This is a genomic window from Amaricoccus solimangrovi (genome assembly GCF_006385685.1).
Taxonomy (GTDB): Bacteria; Pseudomonadota; Alphaproteobacteria; order Rhodobacterales; family Rhodobacteraceae; genus Amaricoccus; species Amaricoccus solimangrovi.
The window spans coordinates 1-22,076 of the sequence record NZ_VFRP01000001.1; the positions used below are offsets into that span (position 1 = coordinate 1).

At 68.8% G+C, this 22,076-nt stretch carries 20 protein-coding genes and 1 pseudogene; 4 read left to right on the forward strand and 17 right to left on the reverse strand.

The features are described from left to right. The coding region (locus FJM51_RS00005) for a hypothetical protein (RefSeq protein WP_140452050.1) at positions 1-462 on the reverse strand (462 nt) is incomplete at its 3' end. 592 nt (positions 463-1,054) lie between these two features. Here FJM51_RS00005 and FJM51_RS24780 point away from each other — a divergent pair. Beyond that, complete coding sequence (locus tag FJM51_RS24780) at positions 1,055-1,921, forward strand: calcium-binding protein (RefSeq protein WP_306419396.1); 867 nt, start codon at positions 1,055-1,057, stop codon at positions 1,919-1,921. A gap of 314 nt (positions 1,922-2,235) precedes the next feature. Here the strand turns inward: FJM51_RS24780 and FJM51_RS00015 are convergent. From FJM51_RS00015 to FJM51_RS23620, 4 genes and pseudogenes are all read right to left on the reverse strand, one after another. Further along, positions 2,236-3,670 (reverse strand): annotated as a pseudogene (locus FJM51_RS00015) (transposase). Between the two features lie 522 nt (positions 3,671-4,192). After that, positions 4,193-4,357 (reverse strand): hypothetical protein, encoded by a 165-nt coding sequence (locus tag FJM51_RS23615; RefSeq protein WP_181164395.1) that lies wholly within the window; start codon positions 4,355-4,357, stop codon positions 4,193-4,195. 23 nt (positions 4,358-4,380) lie between these two features. Continuing rightward, a complete protein-coding gene (locus tag FJM51_RS00020) occupies positions 4,381-4,680 on the reverse strand; it encodes an addiction module antidote protein (RefSeq protein ID WP_140452052.1) in 300 nt (99 codons plus the stop codon). A gap of 496 nt (positions 4,681-5,176) precedes the next feature. Further along, on the reverse strand, positions 5,177-5,353 hold the full coding sequence (locus tag FJM51_RS23620) for a hypothetical protein (protein ID WP_181164396.1): 177 nt from the start codon (positions 5,351-5,353) through the stop codon (positions 5,177-5,179). 304 nt (positions 5,354-5,657) lie between these two features. Here FJM51_RS23620 and FJM51_RS23625 point away from each other — a divergent pair, with 304 nt between their 5' ends. Next, a complete protein-coding gene (locus FJM51_RS23625; protein ID WP_181164397.1) occupies positions 5,658-5,828 on the forward strand; it encodes a hypothetical protein in 171 nt (56 codons plus the stop codon). Positions 5,829-5,886: 58 nt separating this feature from the next. Here the strand turns inward: FJM51_RS23625 and FJM51_RS00025 are convergent, their stop codons facing one another. From FJM51_RS00025 to ugpB, 6 genes are all read right to left on the reverse strand, one after another. Next, positions 5,887-7,725, reverse strand: a complete 1,839-nt coding sequence (locus FJM51_RS00025; RefSeq protein WP_140452053.1) for a glycosyltransferase family 2 protein — start codon at positions 7,723-7,725, stop codon at positions 5,887-5,889. A gap of 3 nt (positions 7,726-7,728) precedes the next feature. Next, positions 7,729-9,786 (reverse strand): glycosyltransferase family A protein, encoded by a 2,058-nt coding sequence (locus FJM51_RS00030; protein ID WP_140452054.1) that lies wholly within the window; start codon positions 9,784-9,786, stop codon positions 7,729-7,731. Between the two features lie 130 nt (positions 9,787-9,916). After that, positions 9,917-10,969, reverse strand: a complete 1,053-nt coding sequence (gene ugpC / locus FJM51_RS00035) for a sn-glycerol-3-phosphate ABC transporter ATP-binding protein UgpC (protein WP_140452055.1) — start codon at positions 10,967-10,969, stop codon at positions 9,917-9,919. Further along, positions 10,969-11,829, reverse strand: coding sequence for a sn-glycerol-3-phosphate ABC transporter permease UgpE (gene ugpE, locus FJM51_RS00040; protein WP_140452056.1), 861 nt, complete (start codon positions 11,827-11,829; stop codon positions 10,969-10,971). Before ugpE ends, ugpC begins: the two co-directional genes overlap by 1 nt. Continuing rightward, positions 11,822-12,703, reverse strand: a complete 882-nt coding sequence (ugpA, locus tag FJM51_RS00045; RefSeq protein WP_140452057.1) for a sn-glycerol-3-phosphate ABC transporter permease UgpA — start codon at positions 12,701-12,703, stop codon at positions 11,822-11,824. The genes ugpE and ugpA overlap by 8 nt, the downstream gene beginning before the upstream one ends. Positions 12,704-12,776: 73 nt before the next feature. Beyond that, entirely contained in the window at positions 12,777-14,084 is a 1,308-nt protein-coding gene (ugpB, locus tag FJM51_RS00050; RefSeq protein ID WP_140452058.1) for a sn-glycerol-3-phosphate ABC transporter substrate-binding protein UgpB, read from the reverse strand. A 160-nt stretch (positions 14,085-14,244) separates the two neighbouring features. Here ugpB and FJM51_RS00055 point away from each other — a divergent pair, with 160 nt between their 5' ends. Further along, on the forward strand, positions 14,245-15,024 hold the full coding sequence (locus FJM51_RS00055; RefSeq protein WP_140452059.1) for an SDR family NAD(P)-dependent oxidoreductase: 780 nt from the start codon (positions 14,245-14,247) through the stop codon (positions 15,022-15,024). Here the strand turns inward: FJM51_RS00055 and FJM51_RS00060 are convergent. The 5 genes from FJM51_RS00060 to FJM51_RS00080 all read right to left on the reverse strand — a co-directional run bounded on the left by FJM51_RS00060 (position 15,021) and on the right by FJM51_RS00080 (position 19,981). Further along, positions 15,021-15,806 carry an enoyl-CoA hydratase gene (locus FJM51_RS00060; RefSeq protein WP_140452060.1) on the reverse strand — a complete coding sequence of 262 codons (786 nt, stop codon included), beginning with the start codon at positions 15,804-15,806 and terminating at the stop codon, positions 15,021-15,023. The two genes, FJM51_RS00055 and FJM51_RS00060, sit on opposite strands and share 4 nt — an antisense overlap. Beyond that, on the reverse strand, positions 15,799-16,983 hold the full coding sequence (locus FJM51_RS00065) for a CaiB/BaiF CoA transferase family protein (protein ID WP_140452061.1): 1,185 nt from the start codon (positions 16,981-16,983) through the stop codon (positions 15,799-15,801). The genes FJM51_RS00060 and FJM51_RS00065 overlap by 8 nt, the downstream gene beginning before the upstream one ends. Positions 16,984-17,044: 61 nt before the next feature. Beyond that, positions 17,045-18,325 carry a TRAP transporter large permease gene (locus FJM51_RS00070; protein WP_181164398.1) on the reverse strand — a complete coding sequence of 427 codons (1,281 nt, stop codon included), beginning with the start codon at positions 18,323-18,325 and terminating at the stop codon, positions 17,045-17,047. Next, positions 18,325-18,933 carry a TRAP transporter small permease gene (locus tag FJM51_RS00075; RefSeq protein WP_140452062.1) on the reverse strand — a complete coding sequence of 203 codons (609 nt, stop codon included), beginning with the start codon at positions 18,931-18,933 and terminating at the stop codon, positions 18,325-18,327. The genes FJM51_RS00070 and FJM51_RS00075 overlap by 1 nt, the downstream gene beginning before the upstream one ends. Before the next feature lie 70 nt (positions 18,934-19,003). After that, a complete protein-coding gene (locus FJM51_RS00080) occupies positions 19,004-19,981 on the reverse strand; it encodes a TRAP transporter substrate-binding protein (protein ID WP_140452063.1) in 978 nt (325 codons plus the stop codon). A 384-nt stretch (positions 19,982-20,365) separates the two neighbouring features. Between FJM51_RS00080 and FJM51_RS00085 the strand changes: the two genes are divergently transcribed. After that, positions 20,366-20,791, forward strand: a complete 426-nt coding sequence (locus tag FJM51_RS00085; RefSeq protein ID WP_140452064.1) for a GlcG/HbpS family heme-binding protein — start codon at positions 20,366-20,368, stop codon at positions 20,789-20,791. Positions 20,792-20,832: 41 nt separating this feature from the next. Here FJM51_RS00085 and FJM51_RS00090 read toward each other — a convergent pair whose 3' ends face one another. After that, positions 20,833-22,023 (reverse strand): pyridoxal-phosphate-dependent aminotransferase family protein, encoded by a 1,191-nt coding sequence (locus FJM51_RS00090; RefSeq protein ID WP_140452065.1) that lies wholly within the window; start codon positions 22,021-22,023, stop codon positions 20,833-20,835. Positions 22,024-22,076: the final 53 nt, after the last annotated feature.

Consider the following 22,076-nt stretch of genomic DNA (forward strand, 5'->3'; position numbering starts at 1 on the left):
GTTGCCCTCGCCCGTCATGATGTTGGCGAAGTTGTCGCCGTGAAAAGTGTTGACGGCCGCGTCGCCCAGATAGGGGTTGGGGAACACCTCGTACGGGTCGCTGTCGATGGTGACGATCATCGCGACCGCCGAGAGCGCCGTTGGCGGTCCGTCGGGGAAATGGAAGTAGGTCTTCCCGCCCGCGTCGAACACCACAACATCCACCGCCGGACCGGTTGGAACGATGACGCCGGCGACGCTAATTCCCGCCTGAACCGTGCCGCTGCCGACATAGGTCAGGGAACTTCCGTCGAAAGTGCTGATTCCGCTGTCAGCGTTGCTCAGTGTGCCTTCGTTGTCGGCGAGGGTTCCCGTGGTCTGCGCACTGAACGTTGAAAGCAGCAAGGTATTCTGGCCGGATAACAGATCAGGAGCGATCAAGGGTCCATTGTAACTACGCACACCTATGCTGGCGGTAGGCATGTGAATCCCTTCCCTTTTGATCTTATATTTTATAATGATTGCCACTTTATGGATTTATATCCGCAGAGGCCTAGAATTCGTACCATGTACTCGTGCGACGTGTCAATTACTCGATTGTGGATTTCGTGACCGAGGAGCGCCACCGCCAAGTTCGGCGACGAACATCTCCACCGCGCCGGGGCCGGGCTGCTGACCGACTGGTATTATGGGGATGCACATCTTCCGGCCGGAAACATCGGGGGCGCTGACCTTCGTCCTTCGATGGGACGTGACCTCCGGCGTCGCCCGGGACGACATCCGCCGGCTTGACGAGCTCGAACTCTGGTCAATGCCCTCCGTGGATTTCGGAGCCGTGAGCTAGCAACCGGCCCCCGGCGCGACTGCTCAACCCGCGCCGGGGGCCTGACCAGGCATCCGGCAGAGGTGCCCGGGCGGCTGGCTGCGGGATCTGACCCGCTTCTTCGCAGGCGCGTCAATGAGTCGGTTGGCGCCGGGGCGTCAGTGGCCGGTCGCCGTGATGCAATTTCGTCTTGCTTGTTGCGAACTACCGAGAATTATTAGCGCCGGGGAGAAAATTGGTAGGGGAATCATTGTGGCCACTCTGACCATCGAATCCGATGATGTCGGGTTCGACATCAGCGCCATTGACTTCAGCGGTCTGTACTACGCCGAGAACGTGCGCGCGACGTCGGTCCGGTATGAGCTCGTTTACGGCAACGGTGCCTATGACGAATTTCGCGGTCACGGCTTCCGATACAACGATAACCTCGAGCCCACGGCCGGGACAGTTTCACAGTATCGGACCTACTTCTCCGGCATGCTCGCGACGGCGACCGGCCTCGAGATCGGCGCGACGGACATTCGGGACGCGGCCCAGACGTTCTCCACGCGAGATGACCTCCGGGTGATAAGCGACGCCTTTCACGGCGATGATCTCTTTGAGGGAGGCGGTGGCCGTGACCGCCTTCGCGGATATGATGGGGATGACACTCTCCGAGGTGGAAACGGTTGGGACAGCTTGTTCGGAGCCGAGGGCGACGACGCGCTTCAGGGGGGATCGGGCAAGGACAGGCTCTACGGAAACGAGGGGAACGATACGCTCGTCGGCGGCAGGGGCGCGGATTTCCTGCTCGGCAAGGACGGCGCGGACATCTTTCGGTTCGATGCGAAGCTCTCGAAAGCCAATCTCGACAAGATCAGTGATTTCGTCCACGCGGAAGATACGATCCAGCTCGCTCAGGATGTCTTTGACGATGAGGGCGATCTCGGGCAGCTCGACAAGAAAGCTCTCTACAGGGGCGCCGAAGCCCACGACTCGACCGACCGGGTTATCCATGATTCGACCACCGGGGCGCTCTATTTCGATCCCGATGGGACGGGCGACGCCGCGCAGATCCAGTTCGCAGTGCTCGGCCGAGGAATCGAGATCACGACGGGTGATTTCCAGATCATCACGTAGGTCTCTCGCGTGAATCACGGCGCGGAGCCGATGACGGTCCGCCTTGAAGTCACCCGTCCTGCTTCGCGCCGCGCGCCACGATCCGGAGTGGCACCGCATCCCCGCTCACAGAGGCTCCATCCGCTCGCAGGCCTTCGGGAGCTTGTCGGGACTCTCCGCGTAAAGCACCCGGGGCGCGAATCCGGGGCATCCGTAGCCGGCAACGCGGTGGCCCGGCAGCTTTTCGGTCTGGGTGGGCACTGGCGGAAGAGCCATTGTACTGCTTATTGGGGCAGCTGGAGGAGCTATGGTTGAATCTGGGTAATGGCGCTCGATCAGGCGGCGCGGCTTTCGGCATCGATCGTGGCGACGCCGTCGGTGAATTTGACACCTTCGATGACGCGGGACAACTGGTTGCGGCCGTTCAGCTTGCGCCAGGTCTTCGAAGCCGCGCGGACCAGAGTGAACACCATGAGCCGAGCGGTCTTTTGCGAGAGCGCGCCCTTGGTCCGGACGGTGCGATGCCGGACGGTCGGGAACACGCTCTCGATCGGGTTCGAGGTTCGCAGATGCTCCCAGTGCTCGGCCGGGAAGTCGTAGAAAGCGAGCAGCGCCTCGGTGTCCTTGGTCAGGCAGACGACACCGCGCGCGTATTTGGCGTCGTATTTCTCCTTGAAGGTCTCGAGCGCCGCGAGCGCCGCCGCCCGGGTCTCCGCATGGGAGATCTCGCGCAGGTCCGCGGTGACGGCGGGCCGCATGGATTTCGGGAAGTGGTTGAGCACGTTCGAGGCCTTGTGGAACCAGCAGCGCTGGTGACGCGTGCCGGGAAAGACCTCGTCCATGGCCTTCCGTTCGGGCATTCCTTCGGACCGGTGGCAGTCATGCCCTCACCCCAAGGCGCCGTCGCCCACGGCCAGTTCCGGCGGTCCGAGCCGGTCGCGCAAGCGATCGGACCGTCCGGTGGACGGTTCGAAGGCGACGGACGCGAGCCCGCGCGCCTTGAGGTCAACCAGCAGTTCGCGCCAGCGTCTCGCGCGCTCTCACGCACCCCGACCTGGAAGCCTACCAACTCCTTCTTGCCTTCCGGCGTCGCCCCGAGAACGACCAGCATGCAGTCGGCGACCGGCTCCATCCGGGCCTGGAGGTAGATGCCGTCGGCCTCAGGTGAGCCCATGAACGCTATATGTCCGAGTGAGTGGGCGAACGACGTAGCGGCGCGCGGAGAGATCGCGACGTTGCCAACGGTCGTAGTCATCCTGCCAACTCGCCGTGAGGCGCGAGATCGCGCCCGGCGACAGGTTCGGCGCGTCCGCCCCGAGCAGCGCGGTCAGGTTCGGCCCGCTCGCTCGAACCCGTGGCGCTCGGGGCCTCACCCTGGAAATCCCCGGTCGAGATGCCGCGCAGGTAGAGAACCGGCAGCAGCGTATCGAGGCTGCGCGAGCGCCGCGCCCATCGAGGCAGGATGCTGGAGGTGAAGCGGATCTTCTCCTCGTCGGGCACCTCCCTGGCGCGATCACGCACCTTCTGGCGCCGCACCGGGATCGGGCCGATCCCGGTCTGGATCGTCCGCTCCGGTCCCGCGCCATGGTGAACGACACGCTGGCGCCCATCGGCGAGCCGCTCCTCGGAAAATTGGGCGACGAAGCTGGCCGCCTCCGCCCTGAGCGCGGCGCAAAGCATCTGGCGCGCTCCTTCGCGCGCGATCTCGCTCAGCGGATCAAGAATGGCTCCGGGCTGGCGAAGCGCGGCAATCGTGGTATCGTCTTTCATAGGCGTATCGTTCCATCTGGAAGTTCTGGCAGGCTTCAGCACCCGCCACGATACGCCGCCTCCTCAGGCCCCATCACCCATTTTCGGCCATAGCTCGCCAATTCGGGGCTGAAGCGAGCCTGCTCTGCATATACGACACCGCTGTCTCGCTCGATCGTCTTGATCTGGATGTTCCTAGTTGCGAAGTATTGAACCAAATCTGCCCAGACTTGGTCCTCGGAGCGGTCCACAACGGTGCTATTCTGGAAGTCAGTTTGAACACCAGGCGTTACGCATCCAGAGAGAAGCAGAGCCGAAGCTGGCCTGGCGAACCACCGACATTTCCTTGCGCGACGCAAGTTGCTTTAGCCTACCGAGCGCGCCGACGCTCCGCCGGTTACAGCCAAAGCGATAACTCACTTAAATCGCAGGCACGGGTATTGGACCAGGTTTCCTGGTCAAGGAACGCACTTTGCGATACAATTGCGCCTCTGGAGGGGTCGCCAACCCTTCCCTGGGGCGCTGGTGAGACGCGCGCCTCCGCTAGCGTCCCTCGTCCTCGAGGATCTCCATCAGCCAGTGGCGCACCTCGAGAAGCTCATCCATCGACACGATCCCCTCGGCGCCCGCCAGCCGCTCGGCGATGATTTCCTCGAGAAGCGCGAGCAGCTTCAGCACGGGTGATACCTGGGCGGGCGGGATGGCCATGCTCCGGCCTCTTGCGCGGGCGCCTACACGGCGACCTCCCGGCTCTTTGGTTCGACGCCGACCTTGATGTCGAGCGCCCTGGTGAGCGCGAGGCGCGCACTGAACTTGGGGGCGCTGGTCCCGTCGATCGCGGTAGAGAGCGTCGGGCGGCCGATGCCGGCGGCCCGGGCGATCGGGGCAAGCCCGCGCGCGCGGGCGACGATCCCGAGGGCGTGGGCGGGACGGGCCGCCTCCCCGCTCTCGAAAGCGTCGGAGAGAAGGATCGCCTCCGCCTGGGGCGTGTCGACACAGGGGGCGGGGTAAAGGGGTTCGAGACGTCGCATCAGACCTCCTCGGCCAGCTTCCCGGCCTTTTCCGTGTCGCGCTTCCGGGACGATTTGTCGCCATCGCGGAGCAGGGTGACCAGCACTTCCCGGGCTGGACGAAACAGGCCCGATGGGCCGGTATGGCCGACCCGCTCTCGCCGACAACGGTCCCAGACCCGGTGGCTCTCCCCGCGGGCTGGCCTGAACCCGACGATCCGGGTGGCGGGCCGGGCCGAAACCTCGATCTGGCAAGGCCTGTAACGTGCAAGGTCTGTCTCACAGGCTCGCCTCCGTCAAGCCATCTGTAAGCAGGAATTACATGGCGGATGCGAATGCGTTCGCCGGGGCGCCGCTGACCGGCGGAGATCGCCTCGGTGTCCGAGGATGCCGCGTGCCAGGGACGGGTCCGGCCCCCCTTGGGTGGGAGCCGACCTGACCCGCCCTTCGCCGCTGCGAGCGCGAAGGCTTCGTTTCCACACCATCGGCGCGAGAATTTCGGCGGCCGACGAGGCGGCTAAAGGAGCAGGAGCGGAAGCGCGACCAGGGCCGTCGCGGTCGCCGCGCAGACGAGCCAGAAGCCCGCGCGGTTCCAGAAGGGCGACGTCGTATAGCACGCGCCGCAGGATTCGGCGCCGAGCCGCATGTGATGGCCGCAGTATCCACAGCGGAACAGCCGTGTATTTCCAAACATCCGGATTCATCCCCAAATCGAGGTCCGCGAATTCCATGAAAGGGGGGGTGCCCTCAGTTAAAGGCACCGGGGCCGATTCGATCAACAGGATTGTTCCCGCGCGTGCGAACGCGATCCCCCCGGAGGCCGATACGCCGGAAGGAACCGGGCGGACCGCAGATGCGATTCGTCGCTCCGGTTCCATGCCCGCGCCGACCGCGCCGCGCACGCGATCGTGACGAGGCCTCCGGCCGCTGTCATCGTATCGCGACCTGGCGGCGGTATCCCTCGCCGACCAGATGCTTCGGGTTCAGGAGAGAACCGCATGCGAGAACCTGAGGAAAACCGCCTCGGCGCGGAGGCGCGCCGTCGCCGCGCCTGGCCGACGAAGGCGGACCCGCGGCCCGAGCGCGCCGCCCTCGGCGCGGCGCGGCCGCCCCGGAGCGAGGAGGAGGCCTTCGCGGAGGCGCTCCTGCGCGCCGCCTGGGAGGAATGACGACCCGGCGGGGCGGTGTCCCCACGTCCTGGCCTCGGAGAGCACAAGTGCCCGCCGGTCACGCGACCAGCTGGAACGCCCCGTCGACGGGAAGATGTTCCGTGCCGAACAGAGTCGCGAAGCGCGCGGCGAGCCGGACTTCCGCCCCCGGCGGGACCGCCCGGATCCCGTCGCCCGCGATCAGCATCGCGTAGGCGTTCGGCAGATCGCGCGGCGGGGCCGAGAAGGCCGGCCAGTGGAAGATCCCGATTTCCGCCCTCGGATGCTCCGCGACCTCCGCCCGCATCCGCGCGAGAATCGCGGGATCGGTACAGTCTCCCGCCAGCAGGAAATCGAGCGCAACCGGACCGTCGGTCCATCCCAGCGCCTCCGGCGGCAGCGCGGCGTGGCGCCAGCGCCAGTCGGAGAGCGCCGGCCCGCCCGGTCTGTCGCGATCGGCGCGGGCGATCGCGAGATGGATCTGGCGCAGGCCGTGGCGCAGGCTCCGCGGATGCGTGGCCCCGGTCCGGGCCAGCGAGGTCTCGGCGTCGAGCACGAAGGCGAGAGGCGCGCGCGGCGGGATCGTGGCGACCGCCTTCTCTCCCTTCGCGGCGCGCACCCGGTCGATGAAATCGCTATCCGCGCCCACCCGGACCGGATCCCAGGGGCCGAGTTCATGCGCGAGTTCCCGCCGGAAGAGGAAGGAGGAATGGCTCGGGAACAGGATCCGCCGGTCGAGCCGCCAGTTCGGCGTGACGCGCAGGTCGGGCCGGGAGCGGACTCCGTGGCAGCTGACCCCGGCGAGCCGTGTCTTCGACTTTCTCGTCAGGGTCTCGACCTGCTGTTCGATCTTCCGGGGATGTGACCAGACGTCGGCGTCGTGCGTGGTCACGAAGGCGCCGCTCGCCACCGCGAGGCCGCGATTGCGCGCGGCACAGGCGCCGGCGTTCGCGTTCTGGCGGATCACGCGGATACGCGGATCCTCCGCCGCGAGGGTCTCGGCGCGGGCCACGGTGCCGTCGGTCGAGCAATCGTCGACGACGAGAATCTCCAGGTCGCGGTAGCTCTGCTCCATCAGCGAACGCAGGGCGACCTCCATGGTGGCCTCGGCGTTGTGGCAGGGCAGGATGACGCTCACCCGTCCCGCGTCGGAATTCGCGGGTGGCGCTTCCGAGGTCAGGTTGTCGAAGCCGAGCAGCCGCCCCGGATCGCGGCGGAGGAGCGGCGTGAGCCCCGCGCGGGAGAGGACCGCGTTCACGGCGGCGAGCCGTGCCTCGTCGTCCGCCTCATAGTTGGCGCGCGCCAGCTGGGCGTCGACGTCCCCGGATTCCTCGGCCAGCGCCGCGAAGACGCGGCGCGCGCCCTCGCGGTCGCCCATCGCCTCAAGGATGAACCCCTCGCGCATGAGCCGGTCCGCGATGTCGCGCTGCCTCGGCAGGCCCTCCAGGGCGCGGCAGGCGGCGAGGGCCCGCGACCATTCGCCCGCGAAGGCGTACCAGGCGGAGAGTTCGGTCAGCGCGTCGTGGCGGTCGGTCCAGGCATGGGCCGGATCGGCGGCGATCCGTTCGAGTTCCGGCGCGGCGGTGGTCGACAGGCCGCGCCAGAGGTGATGGATCGCACGGCGGGCTTCCTCGCGTCGCGTCTGCTCCCCGCCATCGAGCTGCCCGGCCGCGAGCCGGGGTTCGAAGCGGACCGGGGCGCGGCGGCGCATGAGCTGGACCACCCGGCGCATCGGTTCGGTGACGCGCCAGCCGAGGCTCTCCCGCGCGGCGGCGTGATGCGTCTCGAGCCGCCGGCCATAGGCGCGCAGCTCGGCAATCTCGGCCTCGGTGACGCGCTCGGCCTCCTCGAGCGCGGCGAGCCGTTCCGCGAGCAGCGCGCGTTCGAGCGCCGCGGGGGCTTGGGGATGGGCGGGCATCGGCTAGTCTCCGAAGGCGGCGGCCGGAACCCGGTCGCCCAGCTGGCCGAGCCAGTCCGCGATGTTCCGGCGCGCGGCCTCGATGTCGGTGGGCGGCGGCTCGTCCGCCCGCCGGCGCCGTGCATCGTCGACCACGACGCGCACGCCGCCGGCGGTGATTTCGGGCAGGTGTCGCCGGGGCTCGCGGAAGATCTCGGGCGAGCCGATCACCACCAGATCCGCCGTGGCACGGTCGCCCTCGGTCAGTTCGTCGATCCGCCCGGCGTCGATCAGCGCCTGGATATCGGCGTTCATGCCCTGGTCGGGGGCGCCGTAGCGATCCGCCTGGATCACGGCGGTTCTCCGGCCCGCCCGGACCTGGGTCAGCAGTTCCTCCTCGCTCGCGGCCGCGGCGTCGCGGAAATCCGAGATCAGGATCGTGTCGTAGTGCCGGCCGCGGGCCGGACGTCCGGTCAGGATCAGCGCCGGGGCGGCGAAGGGCCGGGGGCCCGCCGGCGGCCATGCGACCCGCGCGGCGGCGGGATCCTCGTCCTTCGGGAGCGCCGCGTGATACGCGGCGAAGCGCCGCGCATAGGCCCGGCCGGCGCCCCGGTCGGGCGTCACGGCCGGGAGGGTCCCGTCGATCCGGGCGATCGTCAGCGGCGCCTCCCGCGTCGCGATGGCCTTCGCCCCGAAGATCGCGGTCAGCCGCGCGAGAAATTCCTCGTCGCCGCCGAGCGCAACGGCATCCCAGAAGCCCGCGCGCTCCAGTACCGCTTCGCGGCGGAAGACGAGGCCGGCCGGGTCGGGTTCCGTCAGCGTCGTCGCGAAGGGCGGGCGCGAGAAGCGCAGATCCCCGGTCGCCCGGAGCCGCGCGCCGCGTAGCGCGATCGTCCCCTTCGAGGAGAGCAGGGCGCGGGCTTGCCGCTCGATCCAGGCCGGATGCGCCCAGGCGGCCGCGTCGAGACAGGCGACGAGCGCGCCGGTCGCGCGCGAGAGCGCCAGGTTGCGCGCGGCGTAGAGGCCGAGCGGCGCCTCGGCGCGGATCGGGATCACGCGCGCGTCGGCCGCCGCCGCTTCCGCGAGAATCGCGGCGGTCGCGTCGGTGGTCGCGTCGTCGACCACGAGGATCTCCAGCGCTCCCCAGCTCTGGAGCCGGAGTGACCGGAGCGCGGTCGCGAGCGTCGCGGCCCGCTCCGCGACCACGATCACGCTCACGCGCGCGCCGCCGGCGCTTCCGGCCGGAAGATCGGCGGCGAGATTGTCAAGCCGGGCCGTCCCGGCTGGATCGGCGAGCCTCAGATCGACGCCCGCGAGAATGGTCATCGCGCGCGAGATCGCGGCGACCCGCTCCGCCGGCGCTCGCGTCCCCGGCGGGCCGAGCAACATCAGGTCGGGGCTGAGCCAGTCATTGATCGCGAACCGGTCCGGCGCGGAGGCCTCGATCCCGGGCAGGGTCGCGGAGATGGCGCGCTCGAGGAAGGCGATCTCCGCCCCGTCCCTCGCGCCGCCGCCCCAGTGGCGGAGCGCGCCCAGGCGGGCCAGCGCGGCGCCGCGCACCGCCGGATCCGCCGATTCACCCTCGATCAGCACCATGGCGCGCTCGCAAAGGCCGCGCACCTCCTCCGAGGCCTTCCAGTTGTCGCGAAGCCGCGTGAGATCGGCCAGCGCCGCCTCCGGGAAGCCGGCGCGGGCCGCCGCCAGCAGCCGGTCGACCCGCCCCGGCGCGCGGCTCGCCACATGGCCCGGCGCGCGGTAGCGGCGGAACCTGGGGCTGAACGCCTCGGCCGTCTCCGCCTTTCCGCCCGCGGGAAGGAGCCGCCTCAGCCGCGCGCCGAGCTTCCAGCTTGTCGAGCGCAGGAGTTGCGTGTGCCGGTTCTCGACGTCGGCGATATGGAGGCGCAGCGCGATCACCTCGGCGTCGCGGCGGCGCTGCTCCCGCTCCATCGCCTCGGCCCGGGCGAGATCGTCATGGTAGGCGACAAGTTCGGCGGCGGCCTCCGCCGGCTCGTCCGCTCGCGGCTCCGGAAGCGCCGCGCCCTGTGTCTCTCCGAAGCTGGCCGGCGCGGGGGTGATGCTCATCGTCTTCCTCGACTGCTGCCTCGCAGGCGCCGGCCCCGCTCTGAGTCGCGGGGAGTACCGCGCCGGGGGGCCTGGCATTGCATCTTTCTCGGCCATCGCGGCGGCCGTGTCCAGAAGGGCGCCGCGGTCGTCAGGGCAGCCGCCGGCCGGTCGCGGGATCGAAGAAATGGGCGAGGCCGGGGGCGGGGAGGACGCCGACCCGCGCGCCCGGGGAGAGCGCCTTCTTGCCCGGAACCCGCACGACCATCTCGCCGCCTCCGGCGATCTCGCCATGGGCGTAGGCGTCGGCGCCGAGAAGCTCGACCGCGCGGATCGTGAGCGGCAGGCCCTCTCCCTCCGGCGCGACGGTGAGATCCTCGGGCCGGATGCCGAGGAGCACGTCGCGCCCCGGCGCGGGGCGGCCGAGCGCGAGCGGAACGGCGCCGAGCAGGACGCCCTGTTCCGTGCCTTGCGCGGGAAGGATGTTCATCGCGGGCGAGCCGATGAAGCCCGCGACGAAAGTGGTCGCGGGCTCGAGATAGATCCGCATCGGCGTGTCGATCTGTTCTGCGACGCCTCCGTTCATCACGATCAGCCGGTCGGCGAGGGTCATCGCCTCGACCTGATCGTGCGTCACATAGAGGGCTGTGGTGCCGACCGAGCGTTGCAGGTCCTTGATCCGGAGCCGCATGCCCACCCGGAGCTTCGCGTCGAGGTTCGAGAGCGGCTCGTCGAGCAGGAAGGCGGCGGGGCCGCGCACCAGCGCCCGGCCCATCGCCACCCGCTGCCGCTGCCCGCCCGAGAGCTGGCGCGGCTTGCGGTCGAGGTAGGGCGTGAGTTCCAGCATCGCCGCCGTCTGCTCGACGCGCGCGCGCAGTTCCGCGCCGCGTATCCCGCCGATCCGGAGCCCGTAGGCCATGTTGTCGAAGACCGACATGTGCGGATAGAGCGCGTAGTTCTGGAACACCATCGCGATGTCACGCGCGCGGGGTTCCAGATCGTTCACGACCCGCCCGCCGATCTCGATCGTGCCCGAGGTGATCGGCTCGAGCCCCGCGACCATGCGGAGCAGCGTCGACTTGCCGCAGCCGGAGGGGCCGACGATCACGATGAACTCGCCATCCGCGATTTCGATCGAGACGCCATGGATGACGGCGTTGGTTCCATAGGACTTGCGGACGTCCCTGAGCGCGACGGTGGCCATTACTTCTCGGTCTCCACGAGGCCCTTCACGAACCAGCGTTGCATCAGCACGACCACGAGGATCGGCGGCAGGATCGCGAAGACGCAGGTGACCATCACGAGGTTCCAGGGCGTGTCCGCGTCGGCGAAGGAGATCATCTTGCGCAGCGCGATGATGATCGTGTTCATCGAATTGGAATTGGTGACGAGCAGCGGCCAGAGGTACTGCGTCCAACCGTAGATGAAGGTGATGACGAAGAGCGCGGCGATGTTGGTGGCCGAGAGCGGCAGCAGGATGTCGCGGAAGAAGCGCCAGGGCCCCGCGCCATCGACCCGCGCGGCCTCCAGCAGTTCGTTCGGGATCGTCATGAAGAACTGCCGGAACAGGAGCGTGGCGGTGGCCGAGGCGATCAGCGGCAGGATCAGGCCCGCGTAGGTGTCGATGAGGCGCAGGTCGACCATGACCTTGTAGGTCGGCAGGATGCGGACCTCCACGGGGAGCATCAGCGTGATGAAGATGAGCCAGAAGAACACCATCCGGAGCGGGAAGCGGAAGAAGACGATCGCATAGGCCGAGGCGATCGAGATCACGATCTTGCCGACCGCGACCGATACCGCGACCAGCGTGGTGTTCCAGAGAAGCCGCCCGACGCCCACGCCGCCGATCCGGCCGACGCCTCCGCCGATCGCCTCGGCGTAGTTCGCGAGACCCGCGTCGCCGGGCAGGAGCGGCAGCGGCGGGCGCAGGATGGTCTGGATCGGATGGGTGGAGGCGATCGTCACGTAGTAGATCGGGAAGGCCACCACGATCACGCCGATCACCAGCAGGAAATGCGCGACCCACTGGCCCGAGCGGCTGGCGCCGACCATGCCCTCAGCCATAATGCACCCTCCGCTCGATGTAGCGGAACTGGATCGCGGTCAGCGCGATCACGATCGCCATCAGGATCACCGACTGCGCGGCCGAGGAGCCGAGCTGGAGGTTCACGAAGCCGTCGTTGTAGACCTTGTAGACCAGCGTCTCGGTCGCCCTGCCCGGGCCGCCGCCGGTCACCGCGTGGATGATGCCGAAGGTGTCGAAGAGCGCGTAGACGGTGTTGACGACCAGGAGGAAGAAGGTCGTCGGCGCCAGCAGCGGGAAGGTGATGGTCCAGAACCGCCGCGCGCCGCCCGCGCCGTCGATCGCCGCGGCTTCGAGCAGCGACTTCGGGATCGCCTGCAATCCCGCGACGAAGAAGAGGAAATTGTAGCTGATCTGCTTCCAGGCCGCCGCCGCGATCACGAGCCCCATCGCCTGGGTCCCGTTCAGCAGCGGATCCCAGCGGATCCCGATCTGCCTGAGGGGCCAGGCCAGCGTGCCGAAGGACGGGTTGAAGAGGAAGAGCCAGAGCATCCCCGCGATCGCCGTCGCCACCGCGTAGGGCCAGATCAGCAGCGTGCGGTAGACGTCCTTGCCCCGGATGAGCTTCTCCGCCTGCGTCGCGAGCAGGAGCGCGATCGCCATCGAGAGGAACGCGGTCCAGGCGGAGAAGACCACCGTGACCCGCAGCGCATTGAGCCAGGCCGGATCGGAGAGCACGGCGCGGAAATTGGCGAGGCCGACGAATTGCGTCGCGAGCCCGAACGGATCCTCGCGCTGCGTCGATTGGCGGAGCGCCTGCGCGGCGGGCCAGTAGAAGAAGACGAGGCTGATCGCGAGCTGAGGTGCCACGAGCAGATAGGGCAGGAGCCTGTGCGGGAAGGTCGCGCGGTTCATCGCATGTCCGTCGGCTTGGCCGCGCCGCCGGGGAGCCGGCGGCGCGGGGTCGGAGGGAGTTCGCCCTCGTGGCTTACTGACCCAACGCGGACTGGATCGCGGCGTTGCCCCGTTCCACGGCGTTGTCGAGCGCCTGCTGCGCGGTCTGCTGCCCGGCGAGCATCTTCTCGAATTCCTCGTTCTCGATGTCGCGGATCTGCGGCAGGTTGACGAGGCGCACGCCCTTGGAATTCGCGGTCGGCTCCTTGCCCATCATCTGCAGGATCGGCGTCTCGCGGCCCGGGTTCTTCTCGTAGAAGCCCGATTCCTTCGTCGCCTCGTAGGCCGCCATCGTCACCGGCAGGTAGCCGGAGGTCTGGTGGAGGTATTCCTGGACATCGGTCTGCGAGAGATAGTCGAAGAAGGCGGCGACGCCCTTGTAGGTCTCGTCCGACTTGCCGCCGAAGACCCAGAGGCTCGCGCCGCCGGGGATCGTGTTCTGGGGCGCGCCCTCCGCGTCGCTGTCATAGGGCAGCTGGCCGATGCCGTAGTTCATCCCCGACTTCACGATATCGCCGAGGCCCCCCGAGCTCTCGGTGAAGATCCCGCATTCGCCGGCGAGGAAGATCTGCTTCGCCTCCGAGGTGCGGCCGCCGTACTTGAAGGTGCCGTCCTTGGCGAGATCGGCCAGCGCCTGGAAATGGTTCACGTAGATCGGCGCGTTGATCTCGAGTTCCGCCTCGGAACCCGCGAGGCCGTTCTCGTTCGTCGCATAGGGTACGTCGTTCCAGGCGGCGAAATTCTCGAGATGGATCCAGGTGAGCCATGTCGAGGTGTAACCACAGGGCGCGGCGCCCGACGCCTTGATCTTCCTCGCCATGTCCCAGACCTCGGTCCAGGTCTTGGGCGGCGCGTTCACGTCGAGCCCGGCCTTCTCGAAGATGTCCTTGTTGTAATAGAGGATCGGCGAGGAGGAATTGTAGGGGAAGCTCAGCATCGTGCCGTCGGGCTTCGAGTAGTAGGCGACGATCCCCGGCAGGTACTGGCTCTTGTCGAAGGTCATCCCGGCGTCGTCGAGCACGTCCGCGACCGGCTTGATCGCCCCCTCGGCCGCCATCATCACGCCCGTGCCGACGTCGAACACCTGCATGATGTCGGGCGCCTGTTTCGCGCGGAAGGCGGCGATGCCCGCGTTGAGCGTCTCGGGATAGGTGCCCTTGAAGACGGGAACCACCTCGTAATCCTCCTGCGAGGCATTGAAGTCGTTCGCGATCTTGGTGACGACCTCGGCGTTCGCGCCGGTCATCGCGTGCCACCAGCTGATGTCGGTCTTGGCCTCGGCGGGGATGGCGGCCGCCGTGCCGATCAGGAGCGCGGCGGTGAGGATCGGGCCTCGGGTCATGGTAGTCTCCCTAAGTTTCAACTCCGGTCTCTCGCCGGATAACGCGGTGAGATGACCGTTCGACGACGGCCCGCGCGCGAGGATGCTCCGGCTTTTTCCTCTTCGCCGCAACCCCTTGAACGGTATTAAGGATAAAACACCGGCGATCGGGAGGAATGCGATGACGCGGGAGGCGAGGCGGCTGGCGCTGGTGACGGGCGGCGGCATCGGGATCGGACGGGAACTCGTGCTCGCTCTCGCGCGGGCGGGGCACGACGTCGCCTTCTGCCACATGGATCCCGAGGCGGCGGCGGCGGCGGTGCGCGAACTCGCGCGGGCGGCCGGGGCCGGGTGCCTCGCGATCCGCGCCGATATCGGCGAGCCCGCCGAGGCGGACCGGGTCTTCGCGCTGGTCGAGGCCGAATTCGGCCGCCCGGCGGAGATGCTCGTCAACAACGCGGGCATCCAGGTCTGGGCGGGACTCCTCGATCTCGCGGATGCCGACTGGGACCGGGTGATCCGGGTCAATCTCTCCGGCGCCTTCTACATGACGGCGCGCTTCGCCCGGCGGCTGGTCGCGGCCGGGCAGGGGGGCGCGATCGTCAACATCGGCTCGGGCTGCAACAAGCTCGCCTTTCCCGGGCTCGTCTCCTACACGGCGTCGAAGGGCGGCGTCGAGCTCTTCACGAAATCGGCGGCGCTCGAACTCGGGCCGCGCGGGATCCGGGTCAATTGCGTGGCGCCCGGCGCGATCGAGACCGAGCGCACGAGGGCCGAGGCGGCGGATTACGGCGCCGCCTGGGCGGGGCTGACGCCGCTGCGCCGGATCGGAACGCCCCGCGACGTGGCCGGGGCGGTGGTCTGGCTTCTCTCCCCGGCGGCGGAGTTCGTGAGCGGCCAGACGCTCTGGATCGATGGCGGGCTCTTCTCGCAGGCGCCCTGGGCCTATCCCGGAAGCTAGGCGCCGCGCCAGACCGGCCGCCGCTTGTGGAGGAAGGCCGCGACGCCCTCGCGGAAATCGGCGCTGCCGTAGACCCGCGCGACGGTCTCGGCGTCCGGGGGCGCGGCCGCGGCGAGGCGGCGGAAGGTCTCGCGGCTGGCCGCGAGCGTGAGCGGCGCGGCCTCGCGGAGCGTGCCGACGATCCGGTCCGCCTCGGCCTCCAGTTCCTCCGGCGGCACGCAGGCGAGGGCGAAGCCGAGCCGGTGCGCCGCCTCGCCGTCGATCATGCGCGAGAGCAGCAACATCGTCTTCGCCGGCCCCTCGCCGAAGGCGCGGACGAGGCGGGCGACATTGGCCGCCGACAGGCAGTTCCCGACGGTGCGCGCGATCGGCACGCCGAACCGGGCCTTCGGCGTCGCGATCCGCAGGTCGCAGGCGGCGGCGATGACGAGGCCGCCGCCGACCGCCGCCCCGTCGACGACGGCGAGCGTCGGCGCGGGCAGCGCCTCGATCCGCGCGATCGCCGCGTTGATCCGCTCCTCGTAGGCGACCCCGTCCGCGCCGGTCCGGAAGGCGGTGAATTCGGAGATGTCGGTTCCCGCGACGAAGGCGCCGCCCGCGCCGCGAAAGACGACGGCGCGCAGATCCGCGCGCGCCTCCAGCGTCGCGCAGATCTCGCCGAGCCGCTCGTACATCTGGAAGGTCATCGCGTTGCGCGCCGCCGGGCGGTCGAAGGTGACGCGCGCCACCTGGTCCGCGACCACGAGCCCGATGTCGCCCTCGTTGAAATCGCCCTCAGCCATTGGCGACGTCCCGCACCCGGCTCCCAAGTTCCGAGAGGATCTCGGCGCGATGCTCGTCGAGGAGCGGCGGGTGGCGGCGGACCCGCTGCGGCGTGCCGCGCAGCTTGACCGGAAAGCCGATGTTGTTGACGCTCCCCTCCACGGGATGCTCGATCGGCATCACCATGTCGCGCGCCTCGGCATGCGGGTTCGCGAGCGCCTCGGAATAGTCGAGGATCGGCCCGGCGGGGATCCCGGCCGCGAGCAGCGCCGCGACCCATTCCTCCCGCGTCCGCTCGACGAGCGTCGTCTCGAGTTCCGCGATCAGGGCGGGCCGGTGCGCCATGCGGAGCGCGTTGGTCGCGTAGTCGGGATGGGCGAGGAGGTCGGGCCGGCCGATCACCTCGCAGAGCCGGGCCCAGAGGCGGTCGTTGTTCGCGCCGAGGACGAAATGCCCGTCCTTCGCGCGCACCGCCTGATAGGGGGCGGCCATCCGGTTCGCGGTTCCGATCCGCTCCGGGATCCGGCCGGTGCCCCAGAAGTCGCAGATGTCCCAGACCGCGAAGGAGAGCCCGGCCTCGTAGAGCGAGGCGTCGATATACTGGCCCTGGCCGGATTTCTGGCGGCCGATATAGGCGCTCAGCACCGCGTAGACGGTGAAGAGCGAGCAGCCGATATCCGCGACCGGCACGCCCGATTTCGCCGGCGGCCCGTCGGGGTCGCCGGTGATCGACATGACGCCCGCCGCCGCCTGCGCCATCAGGTCGAAACCGGGGCGCGCGGCCCAGGGGCCGGTCTGGCCGAAGCCGGAGATGCTCGCGTAGATGATGCTCGGATTGACCTCCGCGACCCTGGCGTAGTCGATGCCGAGCCGGGCCATCACGCCGGGCCGGTAGTTCTCGACGATCACATCCGCCGTGCGGGCGAGGTCGAGATAGGTGGCGCGCCCCTCCTCGGTCTTGAGGTCGAGCGCGATGGAGCGCTTGTTGCGGTTCATGTTGAGGAAGCCGAGGCTGTCCTCGCCCTTGAGCCTGAAGCCCATCGCGCCGCGGGTCTGGTCGCCGCTCGGCGGCTCGACCTTGATGACGTCGGCGCCGAGGTCGCCGAGCAGCATGCAGGCGAAGGGGCCCGCCATCACCTGGCTGACGTCGAGCACCCGGATGCCTTCGAGCGGAAGGCGCGGTTCTGGCTGGGCCATCGGTATCTCTCCTGCTGGTCCTGTGGGAAGCCCGCGGGAGGCGGCCCCGCGGGCTCCGGCGTCAGTAGATGAGGTTCACGAGCGCGAGCGAGATGCCCGGCAGGTAGGTGCAGATCATCAGGAGCGCGAAGAGCGCGGCGATGAACGGCAGGTTCACCTTCGTCGTCTCCCAGATGTCGGACTTCGCGATCGAGCAGGCCGCGATCAGCACCGAGGCGACGGGCGGCGTCTGCTGGCCGATCGCGAGGTTCAGCGTCACGACGAGGCCGAAATGCACCGGGTCGATCCCGGCGGCGAGGACCATCGGCATCACGATCGGCACCACGAGGATGATCGCCGCCGCCGAATGCAGGAACATGCCGAGGATCAGGAAGGCGATGTTGAGCATCAGGAGGATCAGGTACTTGTTGTCCGTGATCCCGCTGATGGCATGGGCGAGCTGCTGGGGCACCTGCGCCTCGGTCAGGAAGCCGCCGATCAGGTAGGAGGAGGCGACGAGGAGCATCACCACCGCCGTCTGCGTGCCGCTGTCGATCAGCGCCTTGTAGAGCGCGCGGACGTCGAATTCGCGGTAGATCACGCCCGAGATGAAGAGCGCCGCGACCACCGCGAGCCCCGCGCCCTCGGTCGCGGTGACGATGCCGCCGAAGATGCCGCCGAGGATGATGACGGGCAGCATCAGCGCCCAGCCGGCTTCCTTCAGGCGCAGCCAGACGTTCGAGAGCCGGAAACGCTCCTCGACCGGGAAGTTGTACCGCCGCGCCTGGACATAGGCCGCGACCGCGAGGCAGATCGCGCCGACGATGCCGGGGCCGAAGCCCGCGACGAACATCTTCACCACCGACTGCTGCGCCATGACCGCGTAGAGGATCATCGGGATCGAGGGCGGCAGGATGATCGCGAGGCTCGAGGCCGAGGAGCAGATCGCGGCGGCGAATTCCTTGGAATAGCCCTTCCTGCGCATCGCCGGCACCAGGATCGAGCCGAGCGCCGCGACGCCCGCGACCGCCGAGCCCGAGATCTCCGCGAAGAACATCGAGGCGCCGATCACCACGAAGGAGAGCCCGCCCCGAACGAAGCCGACCAGCGCCGAGGCGAGCGCGATCAGCCGGCGCGAGATCGAGGAGGCGTTCATGATCGAGCCCGCGAGCACGAAGAGCGGGATCGCGAGGAGCGGGAAGCTCGACGCGCCCTCGAACATCGTCAGCGCGAGGTTCGGGAGCATGTCCGCGCCCTGGACGAGCACGATCGCGGCGATGGCGACGAGGCCGAGCGCGACGGCGATCGGCACGTTCAGCAGCGCGAGGCCGAACATCCCGAAGAGCATGTATCCGATGGCCATCAGGCGTCTCCGAGGCTGTGCTGGCGCGGGTGGCGGTGGGTGGCCGAGGGCATGCTCGCGTCGTCGGTCTCGAGCGGCGTGTTCGAGACATCGCCCAGCGCCTCGCGGATCTCGTGGTCGACGAAACCCTCGCCCCGCGCGGCCTCGAGCACCTCCGGCAGCCGGAGCGCCTCGGCGATGATGAAGAGCGCCGCGCCGATCGGGATGATGGACTGGGTGAGCTGGACCGAGACATTCGGCAGCGAGACCAGCGTCATGCCCTCGAGGATGACGAGCACCTGCCAGCCGGCCCAGCCGAGCAGGCCGAAGAAGAAGAAGACGCAGGCCTCCGCGAAGAGCGTCGCGGGCACGCGGATCCGCGGCGGCATCGCGTTGACGAGGCCGGGAAAGCCGATATGCGCCCCCTTGAGCGCCGCGAGCGCGCTTCCGAAATAGGTCATCCAGACGAGGCCGATCGAGGCGATCTCGTCGTACCAGCCGAGCGGGCTGCCGATGTAGCGGTAGACGGTGCCGAGCACGATCAGGAGCGTCATCGCGGCGACGATCAGCGCCGTCGAGACTTCCAGCAGCCGCTCGAGCCAGGTCTTCAGGAGCTTGTGCGTCGACATGCGGGCCTCCGGACCGGATGGGAAGGGGAAGCCCGCGCGCCTGGGCGCGCGGGTCTCCGCGATCTGAAGATCACTGGGTGACAAGGCCCTGGACCTTCTCGATCAGCGCGCCGCCGCCATCGACCGATTTCGAGAATTCCGCGTAGATCGGCTTGCTCGCCTCGATGAAGGCGGCGGTGTCGACCTCGTTCTCCACCATTCCCGCGTCGATCAGCTTCTGGTGCAGCTCGGTGTCGAGCCGGGCGGCGATGTCATAGACCACGTCCTGCATCTCGACCGCCGTCTCCCGGAGCGCGGCCTGGACCTCCGGGTCGAACTTGGACCAGGAGCGGCCGGCGGTGACATAGGCCGGCGTGTAGACGTGGTTCGAGACCGAGAGATACTTCTGCACCTCGTAGAAGCGCGAGGGATAGATCTGGGCATAGGGGTTTTCCTGCCCGTCCATCACGCCGGTCTGGAGCGCGACGAAGACCTCGGAGAGCGCGAGCGGGCTCGGGCTCGCGCCGTAGGATTCGAACATCTTCATCCGCCATTCGCCCGCCGGCACGCGGAGCTTGATGCCCTTCAGATCCTCGGGCTTCGTGATCGGGCGGGCGTTGTTGGTGATCTGGCGGAAGCCGTTCTCCCAGACCGCGACGATCCTGTAGCCGGCGGCCTCGGCCTGGGGCGCCATTTCCGGCATCACCACCTCGTCGCGGACGCGCGCCATGTGCTCGCGGTCGTGGATGAGATAGGGCATCTCGAAGAGGCCGAAGATCGGCACGGTCGAGGACATGATCGTCGAGGGCAGGCTGAGGTCGATCGTGCCGAGCTTCAGCTTCTGCATCATCGCCTTGTCGTTGCCGAGCTGGCTCGACCCGTAGACGACCACCCTGGCCTTGTCGCCGAGCTTCTCGTTCGCGCGCTTGGCGAATTCGGTGGCGCTGAGATCCATGAGCGAGCCCGGCTCGCCGACATGGCCGAACTTGATCTCGGTCTGGGCCATCGCGGCGGGGGCGAGGCCCAGCGTGGCGACGACCGCCGCCGTCAGAAGTTTCCGGATATTCATGATTCCTCCCTGTCTTCTTGATTGGGTGAGGCCGGCCGCCGCGCGGGCGCGGCCGGTCATCCGGCGCGGGCCGGGTCCTTGTCCCGCGTCGTCGCGGGAGAGACCTGGATCTGGGGGGAGGGATCGAGGCGCCGCCGGGCGGACCGGGCAACGCCGGCATCCCGTGGCGGCGCCGCGCGACGGCGGATCGCCGGTCGGAGCATTCGCATTCCTCCCTCGTCTCTTTGGACGTGATTTTGAATTATGAATACATAATGAGTAGTGAAGCCGTCAACTGAGTCGTCGGCCGCCGGCGCTGGACAAGCCCGGACCGGAGCCGGATGGTCGGCCGCCGGGTCCGGCCCGGTGGAAATTCCGAAATGCGATAATGGAAGGAAATCTCTCATGGATCTGACCCTTGCCGAGGCGCGCGGCATCGCGGAGGACTGCCTGCGGTTCGCGGGCGAGATGAACCTCAAGCCGCTCACCGTCGCGGTGCTCGACGCGTCGGGCCATCTGAAGGCGCTGCTCCGCCAGGACGGAACCAGCCTGCTGCGGCCCGAGATCGCGCAGGGCAAGGCGCGGGGCGCGATCGCCCTCGGCCTCGGTTCGCGCGCGCTCTTCGAGCGGGCGAAGGAGCAGCCCTATTTCATCCAGTCGATGAACGCGCTCGCCGGCGGCGCCCTCGTGCCGGTGCCGGGCGGCGTCCTCGTGAAACGCGACGGCCGGATCATCGGCGCCGTCGGGATCACCGGCGACACCTCCGACAACGACGAGGCCTGCGCGGTCCGCGCGATCGAGGCCGCCGGCCTGACCGCGGACGCGGGCTGAGGCCACCGGGCGCCCGCCGCGACGGAGGGCGCCCGCGCCGGTCAGGCGGTCTCGAGCTCCTCCGGGGCGGCGGCGCCGAGCAGGTCCATCGCCGCCGCGACGCCGCCGTCGCGATGCGGCACGCCCGCCCGGCGCAGCCCGAGTTCGACCCCCGAGAGCGTCGCGATCAGCATCAGGTCGTTGAAATCGCCCAGATGGCCGACGCGGAACACGCGGTCCGCCACTTTCGAGAGCCCGTTGCCGAGCGAGATGTCGTAGTGCCGGAGCGTGGTCGCGCGGAACGCGTCGGCGCTGTGCCCCTCGGGCATGAGCACGGCCGTCAGAACGCCGCTCTCCTGCCCCTGCTGGCGGCAGAGCACCTCGAGACCCCAGGCACGCACCGCCGCGCGGGCCGCGGCGCCGTGGCGGGCATGGCGGGCGAAGACGTTGTCGAGCCCCTCCTCGTGGAGCATCGCGATGGCCTCGTTCAGCCCGTAGAGCAGGTTGGTGCCCGGCGTGTAGGGGAAATAGCCGGTGGCGTTCGGCCCCGCCATGTCGGTCCAGTCCCAGTAGGAACGGCGCATCCCGCCGGCCTTGCCGTGCTCGAAGGCCTTCTCGCTCACCGCGTTGAAACTCAGCCCCGGCGGCAGCATCAGCCCCTTCTGCGAGCCGGAGACCGCGACGTCGACGCCCCATTCGTCGAAGCGGAAGTCGATCGAGGCGAGGCCCGAGATCGTGTCGACCATCAGGAGCGCGGGGTGGCCGGCGGCGTCGATCGCGCGGCGCACGTCGGCGACGGGCGAGACCGAGCCGGTCGAGGTCTCGTTGTGGACGACGCAGACCGCCCGGATCTCGTGGCCGGTATCGGCGCGCAGCCGCGCCTCGATCCGGTCGGGATCCGCGCCGCCGCGCCAGTCGCCCTCGATGAATTCCGGCGCGAGCCCGAGCCGCTTCGCCATCTTCATCCAGAGCGTCGCGAAATGCCCGGTCTCGTACATGAGGATCCGGTCGCCCTCGGACATCGTGTTGACGAGCGCGGCCTCCCAGGCGCCGGTGCCGGAGGAGGGATAGATGAAGATCTGCTGCTCGGTCCTGAAGATCGACTTCATGCCTTCGAGCGCCCTCAGCCCCACCTCGGCGAAATCCGGTCCGCGGTGGTCCATGGTCTGGGTCGAGATCGCCCGGAGAACCCGGTCGGGAACCGCGCTCGGCCCCGGGATCTGCAGGAAATGGCGTCCGGCTTTTCGCGACATCGGTGCTTGGTCCTCCCTCGGAGCGCGCGCGCCACTCGGACGGCGCTTGATCT

Excerpts from the sequence above, each read along its gene's own strand:
- FJM51_RS00055 (WP_140452059.1), top strand. The coding sequence starts at position 14,245 with ATGACGCGGGAGGCGAGGCGGCTGGCGCTGGTGACGGGCGGCGGCATC.
- FJM51_RS00085 (WP_140452064.1), top strand. The coding sequence starts at position 20,366 with ATGGATCTGACCCTTGCCGAGGCGCGCGGCATCGCGGAGGACTGCCTG.
- FJM51_RS23625 (WP_181164397.1), top strand. The coding sequence starts at position 5,658 with ATGCGAGAACCTGAGGAAAACCGCCTCGGCGCGGAGGCGCGCCGTCGC.
- FJM51_RS00090 (WP_140452065.1), bottom strand. The coding sequence starts at position 22,023 with ATGTCGCGAAAAGCCGGACGCCATTTCCTGCAGATCCCGGGGCCGAGC.
- FJM51_RS00060 (WP_140452060.1), bottom strand. The coding sequence starts at position 15,806 with ATGGCTGAGGGCGATTTCAACGAGGGCGACATCGGGCTCGTGGTCGCG.
- FJM51_RS00030 (WP_140452054.1), bottom strand. The coding sequence starts at position 9,786 with ATGAGCATCACCCCCGCGCCGGCCAGCTTCGGAGAGACACAGGGCGCG.
- FJM51_RS00065 (WP_140452061.1), bottom strand. The coding sequence starts at position 16,983 with ATGGCCCAGCCAGAACCGCGCCTTCCGCTCGAAGGCATCCGGGTGCTC.
- FJM51_RS00025 (WP_140452053.1), bottom strand. The coding sequence starts at position 7,725 with ATGCCCGCCCATCCCCAAGCCCCCGCGGCGCTCGAACGCGCGCTGCTC.
- ugpC (WP_140452055.1), bottom strand. The coding sequence starts at position 10,969 with ATGGCCACCGTCGCGCTCAGGGACGTCCGCAAGTCCTATGGAACCAAC.
- FJM51_RS23620 (WP_181164396.1), bottom strand. The coding sequence starts at position 5,353 with ATGTTTGGAAATACACGGCTGTTCCGCTGTGGATACTGCGGCCATCAC.
- FJM51_RS00075 (WP_140452062.1), bottom strand. The coding sequence starts at position 18,933 with ATGTCGACGCACAAGCTCCTGAAGACCTGGCTCGAGCGGCTGCTGGAA.
- FJM51_RS00020 (WP_140452052.1), bottom strand. The coding sequence starts at position 4,680 with ATGCGACGTCTCGAACCCCTTTACCCCGCCCCCTGTGTCGACACGCCC.
- ugpB (WP_140452058.1), bottom strand. The coding sequence starts at position 14,084 with ATGACCCGAGGCCCGATCCTCACCGCCGCGCTCCTGATCGGCACGGCG.
- FJM51_RS00070 (WP_181164398.1), bottom strand. The coding sequence starts at position 18,325 with ATGGCCATCGGATACATGCTCTTCGGGATGTTCGGCCTCGCGCTGCTG.
- ugpE (WP_140452056.1), bottom strand. The coding sequence starts at position 11,829 with ATGGCTGAGGGCATGGTCGGCGCCAGCCGCTCGGGCCAGTGGGTCGCG.
- FJM51_RS23615 (WP_181164395.1), bottom strand. The coding sequence starts at position 4,357 with ATGGCCATCCCGCCCGCCCAGGTATCACCCGTGCTGAAGCTGCTCGCG.
- ugpA (WP_140452057.1), bottom strand. The coding sequence starts at position 12,703 with ATGAACCGCGCGACCTTCCCGCACAGGCTCCTGCCCTATCTGCTCGTG.
- FJM51_RS00080 (WP_140452063.1), bottom strand. The coding sequence starts at position 19,981 with ATGAATATCCGGAAACTTCTGACGGCGGCGGTCGTCGCCACGCTGGGC.